A 12,560-nucleotide genomic window follows, 5' to 3' on the forward strand; every position below is an offset into this window, starting at 1 on the left:
ACCAACCTATGGCGCGGCGATGGCGGTCCCTTCGGGTGAATAGCTGCGCTAAGCTCGGCCAATGTTATCGAAGCCCATCACCATTCGCCCAGCAGAGCCTGCCGACGCGCCTGCCATTGCCGAGGTTCAGGTGCTCAGTTGGCAGCAGGCCTACGCCGGCCTGATCCCGGATCAATACCTTGGCGCTCTGCACACCTCGCTCGTTCGACGAGAGGCTTTCTGGCGCGAGTCCATCGCCGCGGGGCGAACCCAGGTGAGCCTCGCCTGCGCGACCGAGCAAGTCGTCGGCTTCATTGCCATCGGCCCCTGTCGTGACGATGGCGTCAGCGCAGTCGAGACGGGTGAAGTCACTGCTTTCTACCTGTTGCCACAGTACTGGCGAAGCGGCGTAGGGCGCTTGCTGTGGGCCGCTGGCGTGCAGTGCCTGGCCGAGCACGATTATCGCCGCGTTACCCTGTGGGTGCTGAGCGAGAATCAGCGGGCGAGGCGTTTTTACCGCAAGGTGGGCTGGATACCGGAGCCGGAAACTGAGCGCAGCCTGCTTATCGGCGGGGCGAGCCTGCAGGAAGTCCGCTATCGCTCTCCTGGGACCGAATGAAAGCCTTGCGGCTCTACGCTCAGCTAATGATTGGCTGAGCGGGTGGGCGCGGACGTGTCAGCTGCCAGGGTTTTCCTGCGGTTGCACAGCCGGAATTTCGCTCAGGTGGTGGTAGATCGGCAGCCCTTTTTGCTGCGCCAGTTCGACCAGTCGATCCGCGCGGCGGCACGCGCCGCCGATGCGCAATAGGGCATCGCAACGGCTGAGCAGGCGTTGTGCGTAGGTATCGACATCGGCCTGTGAGCCTGAGCCCGGCTGTTCGGCCAGCATCGGCAGATGACCGGCCTGCAGCAACTGCGTGGCACACGCCTGAATGTCGTTGCTGCCCGGGCCTGCCAGCACAATCATCAGCGGCGAGACGGGCATCAGCTGCTTGAGGTACTGCAGCAGAATGATGGTCTTGCCATCCATGATGCGGCCGTCTTCGGTCATCGCCAGAGCCTGTTCGAAGGGCAGTTCCAGCACCTCGATATCCTCGCCTTCCTCGGCCAGGCCGCCGCCGTCGGCAACGCGATCCTCGGGCTGATACTCGCCGATGAAGAAGTGCACCCGTTCGGTCACCGAGGCCGGGCTCATAAAGGCCTCGAAGATCTTGCGCACCGATCTCACCCGGTAGCCGGTTTCTTCCTCGGCTTCCAGGCGGATGCGTTCCTCGGGGCTGGCATTGTCCAGTAGCCCGGCAGCCGCTTCGATCAGGTAGCCGTGGTGCTCGTTGACGAACGCCGGGATGCGAAATTGCCGGGTCAGAATCACCGTGCGCCGGGCGCGGTTGTAGAGGCCGATGGTGGCGCCATTGCCGCGGTCGTAGACCTCGCGGGTCTGTGGTTGCCAGCTGCCGTCGCGGCGCTGCAGTTCGAAGTCGATCTTCTTCAGTACGTACCAATTGTCCGAAAGCAGGTGCTGCTTGAGGATGCGAACGTTGGGGCTGCTCACTGGCAGTGTCCTCGCGGGTCATCAGAGCGCTGCAGTGTTCCACAATCAAATGAACGCCCCAAGTCCGCCGTCAGCTGCCACAATCGGCCGGACGTGAGCGGGCTGCAGAGAGGGGCGGGCGATGGCGGACAGGCGCAGTTTCAGCGAGACGCTGCAGGGGCAGAACCTGCGCTTCGTGGCGGCTAAGAAGGATGCCGCGCGGCAGACCCGCGTGGGCTTTCTGCTGCAGGAGCACTTTTCCCTGCCGGCCTTCACCCAGGCGCTGGACGTGCTGGTCACCGCCAACCTGATCGAGCGCGGCCTGTTCGTCACCCGCACCTTCAGCCTCGACGGCCAGGCGGTGACCAGCGACCTGGGCATCGTCATCTGCCCGGACGCCGGACTGACCGCCAGGGATCTCGCCGAGCTGGATCTGCTGGTGATCTGCGCCGGCCTGCGCACCCCGCTGCGACCGCTTCCCGCGCTCAGGCAACTGCTGCGCACGGCGGCCGACAAGCAGGTGGCGCTGGCCGGTTTGTGGAGCGGCGCCTGGTTTATCGGCCAGGCCGGGCTACTGGATGGCTACCGCTGCGCGATCCATCCCGAGCACCGCGCGGCATTGGCGGAGATCGCCCGGCACAGCCAGGTGACCGCGGAAAGCTTCGTGGTCGACCGCGACCGGCTGACCGCGGCCAGCCCGACCGGGGCCTTCCATATGGTGCTGGAGTGGATCGGTACGCTGCACGGCAACGACCTGGCCGAGGGCATCGTCGGCATCCTGGCCTTCGAGGAGTCGCGCTACAAACGGGTCAAACCGACCCTGCACGCGAAGATGAGCGAGCCGCTGCGCACCGTCATCAACCTGATGAGCGCGAACATCGAAGAACCGTTGAGCACCGACCAGTTGGCCGCCTACTCGGGCCGCTCGCGGCGGCAGATCGAACGGCTGTTTCAGCAACAGCTGGGCACCACGCCCGCCCGTTATTACCTGGAACTGCGGATCACCGAAGGTCGCCGGCTGCTGCAGCACTCGGACCTGCCGGTGCTGGACGTCAGCGTGGCCTGCGGCTTCGTTTCGCCGAGCCATTTCAGCAAGTGCTACACGGCATATTTCGGCAACTCGCCTTCCAAGGAAATCCGCCACGGCAACGTGAAGTCGCGTTAGGGCGCTGCTTTAGTTGCCCTGAAACAACATCGAAAGGGTCGTGCGTAACCAGCGGTTGCCCGGGTCCTGGTGGTAGCGGGCGTGCCAGTGCTGCTTGACCAGAAAGGTGTCGATCGGAAAAGGGCAGGCGTGCACCCTCAGGCCGTGGGCGCCGGCGAGCGTTTCGCCGATATGGCGGGGCAGGGTGGCGATCAGGTCGGTGCTGCCGACGACGGCGCCCAGGCCGAGGAAGCCCGGCAGCTCCAGGACGATCTGCCGTTCGATGGCGTTACGCGCCAGTGCCGCTTCCAACAGTTTCTGGCCGGTGCCGGCGCTGACGAACACATGGCTTTCGCCCACGTATTCATCGAGCTGCATTACATCGCCAATGCGCGGGTGATTGGGGCTGACCAGGCACACCCAGTCCTGGGGGAACAGCACCTGCTGGTAGATGCCGCCGCCCAGCCAGGGCACGAAGCCGATGGCCAGATCGGCCTCACCGGTTTCCAGGGCGCGTTCGGTGTTGCCGTCGATACGCGCAACTTCCAGGCGGATGCCCGGCGCGTCCCGGCGCAGCAATTCGAGAATCTTCGGCAGCAGGGTGATATGGCTGGCGTCGCTCATGCACAGGCGAAAGCGCCGCTTGGCGCTGGCCGGGTCGAAGCCGATTTCCCAGGCGGTCAGCCGGCGCAGTGACTCGAGTACCTCGCGGCACGGGGTGATCAGCGCTTCGGCCTGAGGCGTGGGCGCCATGCCGGTGGGCGTGCGCACGAACAGCGGATCGCCCAGTTGCTCACGCAGCTTGCCGAGCCACAGGCTGATGGTTGGCTGGCTCTGGCCCAGCTGTTCGGCCGTTCGAGTGACGCTGCGGGTGTCGTAGAGCACGTCGAACAGGTGCAGCAGCTTGGGTTCGGGCAAGGCGTCTGTTGGGATCATTATTTAATTTTCTGATAGCGCTATTGATTCCATTGTATAGCTCAACAATGGGGGCGTGTTTAAGGTGAGGGAAAAAGCAGGAGCGCCTCACCTTGAAAATCTGCATCCTCGGATCCGGTGCGCTGGGCAGCACCTTTGGCGCCGCGCTCAGCGAGGCGGGCCATGAAACCTGGCTGCTCAACCGCGCCGGTGCACATATCGACGCCATCCAGCATAACGGCCTGACGGTGATCGAAGACGACATCGAGCGCAGCGTGCGCATCAATGCCACCTCGCGTGCCGAAGAGGTCGGCCCCGTCGACCTGCTCATCGTGCTGGTCAAGTCGTTCGCCACCGCCCGCGCCATCGCCGATGCCGGCGCGCTGGTCGGCCCGCAGACCGTGGTGCTGTCGCTGCAAAATGGTCTGGGGCACGAGGACCTGCTCGCCGAGGCGGTCGGCCGCGACAAGGTGATCGCCGGCAAGACCTATGTAGGCGGCGTGCTGCTGGCGCCGGGGCGCATCCGTTGTGGCGTGGACGGTAAGCGGACCTTTATCGGCGAGCTCGACGGTCAGGTCAGCGCGCGGGTCAGCCAGATCGCCGAGGTGTTCCGCGGCGCCGGCCTGGATACCAGGGTCAGCGAGAACATCCTCGGCACCATGTGGGACAAGCTGTTGGTCAACGTCGCCACCGGCGCGCTGACCGGCATCACCATGCTCACCTACGGCCAGCTCTACAGCGAGCTGCTGCTGCGCGAAACCGCCCTGGCTGCGGTGGCCGAAGCCATCGCCGTGGCACAGGCGGCGGGCGTCACCCTCAGCCTCACCGAGCCGGAACAGGCCTGGAACCTGGCCAGCGCCGGGCTGCCGGCCTCGTTCAAGACCTCCATGCTGCAGAGCCTGGAAAAGGGCTCGATCACCGAAATCGATTTCATCAACGGCGCCGTGGTGCGGCTCGGCCAGCGCCATGGCATCGCCACGCCCGTCAACGCCACGCTGGTGGCCTGCATCAAGGGCATCGAACGGGCCATGGCCGATCAACAACAAGAGGAAACCAAGCGATGAGTATTCCCAAAGCCTATCTGGAGCACGTGGCCTTCCCGGTCAGTGATATCCACTGGTACATCAAGTTCTTCCACGACGTGTTCGGCATGACTATGCGTGAAGTGCACGGCACCCTCGAGGAGCCGACCCAGTACTGGACCCTCGGCGGCATGCAGTTCATCAGCCAGCCAGGTTTTGCCGGGCCGGAAGGGCGCATGGGCCACCTGGGCATGATGTGCGAAGACATGGAAGCGGCGCTGGCCGCTGCCCTGGGTTTCGAGGGCGTGACCGTGATGCCCCAGGGCAGCAACTGGCTGCGCCTGCCCGATGGCCTGGCCGTGGAGTTCATCCAGGCTTCGCCGGCCAGTGCGGTGGCCCAAGCCCTGGCGGTGAATGCCCGGGTGGAGGTGTCGGCATGAGCATTGTCGAGAAATACTGGGACGATGCCCAGGAGGGCGACGAAGCCATCACCCCCAGCTACAGGGTGACCAAGGAGCGCATCCTGGCCTACGCCGACCTGACCGGCGACCACACGCCGGTGCATGTCGACGAGGAATACGCCAAGGCCAGCCATTTCGGCGGCCTGGTCGCCCATGGGCTGATGGGACTGTCCATCGCCGACGGCCTGAAGACCCAGTGCGAGTACCGCTTCCTGCCCGGCATGTCGCTGGGCTGGACCTGGGATTTCCTGCTGCCGATCCGCGTCGATGACGTGCTGCACGTGAAGATGCGCGTCGGCGCCATGCGTGCCAGCAAGAGCAAGCCGGGCTGGGGCATCGTGGTGCTGCCGTCGGAATTGATCAACCAGAAGGGCGAAGTGGTGCAGCGCGGTGAACACCGCCTGATGGTGCCGCGCCGGGAGGCCAGCGTATGAGCCAGCCACTGCCGCTCAAAGGCATCCGCGTCATCGATTACAGCCATTTTCTCGCCGGCCCCTATGTGGGCCGTTGCCTGGCGGCCCTGGGCGCCGAGGTGATCAAGGTCGAGCGGCCGGGCAGCGGCGACGCCGGCCGGCAACACGCCTTCATCCTCGACGACCAGCAGAGCGGCTACTTCCTGCAGCTCAACATGGGCAAGCAGGGCGTCAGCGTGAACATGAAGGACCCGCGCGGCAAAGCCTTCATGCACAAGCTCTGCGACAGCGCCGACGTGTTCATCGAGAACTACCGCCCCGGCGCGCTGGACAAGCTTGGCCTGGGCTACAAGGAGCTTGCCGAGCGCAACCCGAAGCTGGTGTATTGCTCGATTTCCGCCTACGGCCACACCGGCCCGGATGCGCACCGCGCCGGCTTCGGGCTGATCGCCGAAGCCAAGAGCGGCATCATGCAGATGGTCGGCACACCCGGTGAGGCGCCGCCGCTGCTGCGCATTTCCCTGGGCGACATGTACACCGGCATCCACGCGGTGGCGGCCATCAACGCCGCGTTGCTGGGCCGCGTGAACAGCGGCAAGGGCCAGCACATCGACATGGCGCTGTACGACACCCTGGTGTCGATGCACGAGTACGCGGTGCAGTGCTACACCCTGTCCGGCGGGGAAATCCTGCCGCAACAGACCGGCCATGACATGCCGACCTCGACGCTCTACGGCGTATTCCGCGCCGCCGACGGCGACCTGGTGATCGCCGCCCAGGTCGACGATTCCTGGAAGCGCTTCGCCGCCCTGGTCGAGGCCGACGCTGGCGTTGCCGGGTTCAGCAGCGACACGCGCTTCCATACCCTCAACGGGCGCAACGAGCACCGCGAAGAAATCCTCACCATCGTACGTCGCTGGGTCGGCGCCAACCCGGTGGCCCGCCTGCTGTCGCTGCTCGACGAGGTGGATGTGCCGAGCGCCAAGGTGCAGCGCATCGATGAAGTGGTCAACGACCCGCAGATCCAGGCGCGCGGCATGATCATGGAGCAGCAGCATCCGCGTTACGGCACCCTGAAATTGCCGAACCTGCCGTTCCGCTTTTCCGATTGCGATACCACGGTCACCCGCGTCGCGCCGGACCTGGGTGAACACAACGCACAGGTCGCCGCGCAACTGGGCTTCAGCCTCGAGGAAATCACCCAACTGCAGGCCGACGGTGTGCTGTACAGCCATGGAGACAAAGCATGACAGACCAATATGCCGTGATCGGTAACCCCATCGGTCACACCAAGTCGCCGCTGATTCACGGGCTGTTCGCCGAGAGTTGCGGGCAGCAGATCGAGTACACCGCCATCGAAGGTTCGACCAGCGACTTCGCCGGTGACGTGGCACTTTTCAGGGCCAAGGGCGGGCTGGGCATGAACATCACCGCGCCGTTCAAGCTGCAGGCCTTCGAGCTGGCCACCCAGCCCAGCGAGCGGGCGCGCCTGGCGCGGGCGGCCAACGCCTTCAAATTCGAGGGCGATGCGGTGCTGGCCGAGAACTTCGATGGCGTTGGCCTGCTGCGCGATATCGAGCACAACCTTGGCCAGCCGCTGGCTGGGCGCCGGGTGCTGCTGCTCGGCGCTGGCGGTGCGGTGCGCGGCGCCTTGCTGCCGTTTTTGGGCGCCGGCCCGGCGCGCCTGGTGCTGGCCAACCGCGACATGGCCAAGGCACGGGTGCTGGAGAGCGAAGTCAGTGACCCGCGCCTACAGCTGAGCACCTACGACGAGCTGGCCGGGGAGTCGTTCGACCTGGTGATCAACGCCACCTCGGCCAGCCTTACCGGCGAGCTGCCGCCCGTGCCGGAGTCGGTGTTCGCCAACGCGGCGCTGGCCTATGAGCTCGCCTACGGCAAGGGGCTGACACCGTTTCTGCAGGTGGCCAAAAAGGCCGGCGTAAGCACTCTGGCGGACGGCGTCGGCATGCTCGTCGAGCAGGCGGCCGAAGCCTTCGAATGGTGGCGCGGCGTGCGCCCGCAAACCGGGCCGGTAATCAAGCGACTCACCGTGCCGCTGGTTTGAGGGGGTAGACGATGAAAGTACTCATGCTGCACGGCATCAACCACAACATGTTCGGCAAGCGCGACCCGGTGCAGTACGGCACCATCACCCTGGACGAAATCGACGCGCGCCTGGGCGAGCTGGCCGCGTCCCTCGGTGTGCAGATCGACAGCTTCCAGAGCAACTACGAAGGCGCCATGTGCGAACGCATCCACCAGGCCTTCCTGGAAGGCACCGACGCGGTGCTGATCAACGCCGGCGCCTGGACCCACTACAGCTACGGCATCCGCGATGCGCTGGCGATCCTCACCGTGCCGGTGGTGGAAATCCACATGTCCAACATCCATGCCCGTGAAGCCTTCCGCCATCACTCGGTATTCGCCGAAGTGGTGCGCGGGCAGATCAGCGGTTTTGGCGTGGACAGCTACCTGCTCGGCCTGCGTACAGCCGTGACGGCGGTGCGCGGCGAACAGGCTTGAGCGAGCTGGCCGCTCGGAACCTGTTCACGATCTTTTTAGGCGACATTAAAGAGGCTGCTACAAGGCAGAAGCAGACATCGGGCGACCTCGTAGGACGGGCTTTAGCCCCGAGCTTTTTATCAAGGCAAACAAGAGCTCGGGGCTGAAGCCCCTCCTACAAAAGCCGCGCATTTACCGACCGCTCCTGCCACTTAGCTGCCAAAATCGTGAACGATTATGAACAGGTTCTCAGGGGCGAGCGGGCCACGCTTCATTACGCTGACGCTATCTGCTGGCCCCAGCGCGCCATCGCGAAATCGACGAAGCGGCGCAGCTTGGGCAACTGATAACGGTCTGGCGAGTAGATCAGGTGCATCGGTCTGCTCGGCAGTTTGTAGTCCGGCAGCAGGGCGACCATACGACCCTCACGCAGATCTGGTTCGGCATAGGCATCGGGCAGCATGACGATGCCGCCGCCCACCGTGGCGCTTCGGTACAGCGCGGCCGAGCTGTTCATCACCATGGTGCCGCTGATCTCCACGGTGACTTCACCTTCCGGCCCCATCAGCCGCCAGTGCTTGTCCACGCCACTCCAGTCATCGCCGGCGGGGTAGGCGAAGGTCAGGCAATTGTGCGCTTGCAGGTCTTGGGGCGTCAGGGGCACGCCACGGCGCGCCAAGTACTGCGGCGAGGCGCAGAGGGTCATGGTGTAGTCCTGCAGGGGGCGTGCGATCAGGCGGCTGTTTTCCTGCATGTTGCCCATGCGGATGGCCGCATCGAAGCCGCTGTCGAGCAAATCCACCCGCAGGTTACTGAGCACCAGGTCGAGCTTGACCTTGGGGTACTGCAGCGAGAATTCACACAGCGCAGGGGCCAGCACTTCCGAGCCGAAGGTCAGCGGTGCGGTGATGCGCAAGGTGCCCGAGGGCTCTTCCTGAGCCTGCTCGGCCAGGCGTTCGGAGGCAGCCACCAGCCCGAGCACCTCCAGACAGCGCTGGTAATAGGCCGTGCCGAACTCCGTCAGGCGCTGGCGCCGCGTGGTGCGCTTGAGCAGGCTGACGCCCAGGCGTTGCTCCAGTGCGCGCAGGTGGTTGCCGACCATGGTGGTGGAAATCTCACACTCCTGGGCGGCGGCCGTCATGCTGCCGGTTTCCACGACCTTCACGTACACCGACATTGCCTGGAATAAGTCCATTATCAAGCCCTGGTTGAAGATGATTGAAGTTTCGCGATGTTTATCCAGTTCGGGTGGCTAACGATACTGCAAACACCACCCGATGACTGCTGGAGCGTTACGTCATGACCACCGACTGCCTGATGTCCACTTACAAACCCCTGGCCCTGAGCTTCGTCCGTGGTCTGGGCGCGCGACTCTGGGATCAGGCCGGTCGCGAGTACCTGGATGCCGTGGCTGGCGTTGCCGTAACCAACGTCGGCCACTCCCATCCGTTGCTCGTCGCCGCCATCAGTGAACAGGCCGGCCTGCTGCTGCATACCTCCAACCTGTACAGCATCGATTGGCAGCAACGCCTGGCCCACAAGCTCACCCGCCTGTCCGGTCTGGACCGGGCGTTTTTCAACAACTCCGGGGCGGAGGCCAACGAGACGGCGCTCAAGCTGGCGCGCCTGCATGGCTGGCGCAAAGGTATCGAGCAACCGCTGGTAGTGGTGATGGAAAACGCCTTCCACGGCCGCACCCTGGGCACCCTGGCCGCCAGCGATGGCCCTGCCGTGCGGTCGGCGTACGGCGCCTTGCCGGGGGATTTCGTCAAGGCGCCATTCGGCGACCTGCTGGCCTTCGAGCGCCTCTGTGCACAGCATGGTCATCGCATCGCTGCCGTGCTGGTCGAGCCGGTGCAGGGCGAGGGCGGCGTACAGGTGGCGCCGGCCGGCTATTTGCAAGCGCTGCGCAAGCATTGCACGCGGCGCAACTGGTTGCTCATGCTCGACGAAATTCAGACCGGCATGGGCCGCACCGGGCAATGGTTCGCTTTTCAGCACGAAGGCATCGTGCCGGACGTCATCTCCCTGGCCAAAGGCCTGGGCAACGGCGTGCCCATCGGTGCCTGCCTGGCGAAAGCCGGCGCTGCCGACCTGTTCACTCCGGGCAGCCACGGCAGCACCTTTGGCGGCAACCCGCTGGCCTGCCGCGCAGCCTGTACGGTGGTGGACATCATCGAGCAGCAAGGCCTGGTGCAGAACGCACGTGAGCAAGGGCAGTACCTGCTCGAGCGGCTGCGCGAGGTGCTGAACGGCCATCCGCAAGTCGTGGCCGTTCGCGGCCTGGGTCTGATGATCGGCATCGAGTTACGCAAGCCCATGCCCGATCTGGTCGCGCTGACCGCGCGTAATCACGGCTTGCTAATCAACGTGACACGGGGCCAGACCATCCGGCTTTTGCCGCCCTTGATCGTCGGCACTGCAGATATAGAGGCGATCGTGCAGGGCATCGTCAGCGCGCTGAACGGCGCTGAGGGGGCTCGTAAATAAGTGCCTTAGAACCTGTTCACGATCTTTATGCGCATTAGGCGGCAGCTACAAGACAGAAGCGGCCATCGATGCAGAGCGTAGGATGGGTGAAACCCATCAAATTGCGATGGGTTTCACCCATCCTACGGCCTGTGGGAACGGGCGGGGACGCCCAGTCCATGCCCGTGATTTTTCGCGGGCATGGCCCGCTCCCACAGGTACTGTGCGATGGCCGCTCCCGCCACTTAGCAGCCAAAATCGCCGAGCCTGGGCTGAAAGCAGGTTCTTAGAACAGAGGCCGCGAGGCCAACTCGACACCGAGCAGAATCAGAAACGCCATAAAGCACTGCCGAAAGCGCACGGGGCTGATCCGTGCGCGCAGCCGCTGGCCCAGCCACATGCCGAGCAACGCCGGGACGATGGCCGCGGTTGATGTGCCGAGCTGGCTGACTTGAAACGCACCATGCCAGTAGAGGCCGATGGCGAGCGCCAGGGTGGACACGCTGAAGGATAGGCCCAGCGCCTGCACCAGCTCGTCGCGGCTCAGGTTCAGCGAGCCCAGGTAGGGCACCGCCGGCATCACGAATACGCCGGTCGCGCCGGTTACCGCACCCGTCGCCAACCCCACCACTGGCGATAACCAGCGCTCCAGCCGCGCCGCCACGCGCAAGGTCGGTGCGAGCAGGGCGTAGAGCGCGTAGACGACCAGCGCGATGCCCAGCCAGAACCCCGACCAGAGCGGATCGGCCACCACCAGCAAGGCCGAAGCGGCCAGCGTGCCGAGCACGATGCACAGCATCATCGGCCACAGCCGGCGTAGCAGCGGCGCCAGTGCAGGGCCGCTGAACAGTTGCCAGAGGTTGGTCACCAAGGACGGCACGATCAGGATCGCCGCGGCCGCCGCAGGCGCCATCAGCGTGCCCAGCAGGCCCATGGCCACGGTCGGCAGGCCCATGCCGGTGACGCCCTTGACCAGCCCCGCCGCCAGGAAGGTGGCAAACAGAAACAGCAGGTAGAACGTGGCGTCGTGCATGGGCGAGGGCTCGATTGAGTGGTCGGTGCAATTGAAGCCCTTCAGGGGACTCGGCACAATGCGGAAAACTCAGTGCAGCCTTCGGAAAAACCGGAGGCAGAGAGGCCCCGATGCGACTCGACCTGGCGGATCTTCAGCTGTTTCTGTGCATCGCCGATGCCGGCAGCATCACCGCGGGCGCGGCGCGGGCCAACCTCGCCCTGGCGTCCGCCAGCGAACGGCTGCGCAAGATGGAAGAGGCCGTCGGGGTGACCTTGCTGGAGCGGCGCCCGCGAGGCGTGATCACCACCGAGGCCGGTGAGGCGCTGGCCCATCACGCCCGCCTGATGATGCGCCAGCAGCAGGCCTTGAACGACGAGCTGCAGGACTATGCAGCCGGGGCGCGAGGCGCCCTCGATCTGTATGCCAATACCGCCGCGCTGACGCTGTTCCTGCCGGGCCGGCTGGCGCCCTGGCTGGCCGAGCGGCCGCGCCTGCGCATCGAGCTCAAGGAGCGCACCAGCGTGGATATCGTGCGCAACGTGGCCTGCGGGCTGGCCGAGGCGGGCATCGTGTCCAGCGCGGTCGGCGCCGAGGGCGTGCAGCTGCAACCGGTGGCCAGGGATCATCTGGTGCTGGTCGCCGCTCAGGGGCATCCCCTCGCGCCACGCCGCAACCTGGCGTTCGCCGACGTGCTGGGCGAGGCGTTCGTCGGACTGGCCCAGGGCAGCGCCCTGCAGGAGCACATCAACGAGCATGCGCGAGTGGCCGGTCGGCCATTGGATCTGCGCATCCGCATGCACAGCTTCGAGGCGCTCTGCCAGATGGTCGCCCATGGCATCGGCCTCGGCATCCTGCCCCACGGCATCGCCCGGCTGCACAGGCGCCGCCACGGCCTCAGGATGATCGCCCTCGACGATGCCTGGGCCCGGCGCGAACTATGCCTGTGTTTCAGGGACTGGAACCAGCTGTCGAGGCCGATGCGCAGCCTGCTCGCCCATCTGGGGGGTGTGCCCGAGGCCGGCTAACGTGCCGCGCCTTGCGCAAGAAGGCCTGCACGCTCGCGTAGAGAGCCACTTCAGTTGCAGCGCTCTGCTGATTCTTCTCGTCTG

General features: G+C 65.3%; 14 protein-coding genes. 10 read left to right on the forward strand and 4 right to left on the reverse strand.

Annotation, left to right across the window (positions count from 1 at the left end; all coding sequences use genetic code 11):
- The first annotated feature begins 130 nt into the window (after positions 1–130).
- Positions 131–598 (forward strand): GNAT family N-acetyltransferase, encoded by a 468-nt coding sequence (locus K8U54_RS17240; protein ID WP_249906964.1) that lies wholly within the window; start codon positions 131–133, stop codon positions 596–598.
- A 57-nt stretch (positions 599–655) separates the two neighbouring features.
- Here the strand turns inward: K8U54_RS17240 and K8U54_RS17245 are convergent, their stop codons facing one another.
- Positions 656–1,531: an NUDIX domain-containing protein gene (locus K8U54_RS17245; RefSeq protein ID WP_249906965.1), complete on the reverse strand. Its 876-nt coding sequence runs from the start codon at positions 1,529–1,531 to the stop codon at positions 656–658.
- 121 nt (positions 1,532–1,652) lie between these two features.
- Here K8U54_RS17245 and K8U54_RS17250 point away from each other — a divergent pair, with 121 nt between their 5' ends.
- Complete coding sequence (locus tag K8U54_RS17250; RefSeq protein ID WP_249906966.1) at positions 1,653–2,675, forward strand: GlxA family transcriptional regulator; 1,023 nt, start codon at positions 1,653–1,655, stop codon at positions 2,673–2,675.
- Between the two features lie 9 nt (positions 2,676–2,684).
- On the opposite strand, the gene K8U54_RS17255 is transcribed toward K8U54_RS17250, so the two are convergent.
- Complete coding sequence (locus K8U54_RS17255; protein ID WP_249906967.1) at positions 2,685–3,590, reverse strand: LysR family transcriptional regulator; 906 nt, start codon at positions 3,588–3,590, stop codon at positions 2,685–2,687.
- Positions 3,591–3,682: 92 nt separating this feature from the next.
- On the opposite strand from K8U54_RS17255, the gene K8U54_RS17260 reads away from it, so the two are divergent.
- From K8U54_RS17260 to aroQ, 6 genes are read left to right on the forward strand one after another with little or no spacing between them, the layout of a single operon-like run.
- Positions 3,683–4,633: a ketopantoate reductase family protein gene (locus tag K8U54_RS17260; protein WP_249906968.1), complete on the forward strand. Its 951-nt coding sequence runs from the start codon at positions 3,683–3,685 to the stop codon at positions 4,631–4,633.
- Positions 4,630–5,031: a VOC family protein gene (locus K8U54_RS17265; protein WP_249906969.1), complete on the forward strand. Its 402-nt coding sequence runs from the start codon at positions 4,630–4,632 to the stop codon at positions 5,029–5,031. Before K8U54_RS17260 ends, K8U54_RS17265 begins: the two co-directional genes overlap by 4 nt.
- Positions 5,028–5,486, forward strand: coding sequence for a MaoC family dehydratase (locus K8U54_RS17270; RefSeq protein WP_249906970.1), 459 nt, complete (start codon positions 5,028–5,030; stop codon positions 5,484–5,486). The genes K8U54_RS17265 and K8U54_RS17270 overlap by 4 nt, the downstream gene beginning before the upstream one ends.
- Positions 5,483–6,715 (forward strand): CaiB/BaiF CoA transferase family protein, encoded by a 1,233-nt coding sequence (locus K8U54_RS17275; protein WP_249906971.1) that lies wholly within the window; start codon positions 5,483–5,485, stop codon positions 6,713–6,715. The genes K8U54_RS17270 and K8U54_RS17275 overlap by 4 nt, the downstream gene beginning before the upstream one ends.
- Positions 6,712–7,530, forward strand: a complete 819-nt coding sequence (aroE, locus tag K8U54_RS17280; protein ID WP_249906972.1) for a shikimate dehydrogenase — start codon at positions 6,712–6,714, stop codon at positions 7,528–7,530. Before K8U54_RS17275 ends, aroE begins: the two co-directional genes overlap by 4 nt.
- Positions 7,531–7,541: 11 nt before the next feature.
- Positions 7,542–7,988, forward strand: a complete 447-nt coding sequence (gene aroQ / locus K8U54_RS17285) for a type II 3-dehydroquinate dehydratase (RefSeq protein WP_249906973.1) — start codon at positions 7,542–7,544, stop codon at positions 7,986–7,988.
- Positions 7,989–8,241: 253 nt separating this feature from the next.
- Here aroQ and K8U54_RS17290 read toward each other — a convergent pair whose 3' ends face one another.
- Positions 8,242–9,162, reverse strand: coding sequence for a LysR family transcriptional regulator (locus K8U54_RS17290; RefSeq protein ID WP_249906974.1), 921 nt, complete (start codon positions 9,160–9,162; stop codon positions 8,242–8,244).
- Positions 9,163–9,266: 104 nt separating this feature from the next.
- Between K8U54_RS17290 and K8U54_RS17295 the strand changes: the two genes are divergently transcribed.
- Positions 9,267–10,457, forward strand: a complete 1,191-nt coding sequence (locus tag K8U54_RS17295; RefSeq protein ID WP_249906975.1) for an aspartate aminotransferase family protein — start codon at positions 9,267–9,269, stop codon at positions 10,455–10,457.
- Positions 10,458–10,722: 265 nt separating this feature from the next.
- On the opposite strand, the gene K8U54_RS17300 is transcribed toward K8U54_RS17295, so the two are convergent.
- The gene (locus K8U54_RS17300; RefSeq protein ID WP_249906976.1) at positions 10,723–11,469 is read right to left on the reverse strand and encodes a sulfite exporter TauE/SafE family protein; all 747 of its coding nucleotides are present in this window, start codon (positions 11,467–11,469) and stop codon (positions 10,723–10,725) included.
- A 110-nt stretch (positions 11,470–11,579) separates the two neighbouring features.
- On the opposite strand from K8U54_RS17300, the gene K8U54_RS17305 reads away from it, so the two are divergent.
- On the forward strand, positions 11,580–12,476 hold the full coding sequence (locus tag K8U54_RS17305; protein ID WP_249906977.1) for a LysR family transcriptional regulator: 897 nt from the start codon (positions 11,580–11,582) through the stop codon (positions 12,474–12,476).
- Positions 12,477–12,560 lie beyond the last annotated feature (84 nt).

It is taken from the genome of Pseudomonas fulva, from assembly GCF_023517795.1.
Classification (GTDB): domain Bacteria; phylum Pseudomonadota; class Gammaproteobacteria; order Pseudomonadales; family Pseudomonadaceae; genus Aquipseudomonas; species Aquipseudomonas fulva_D.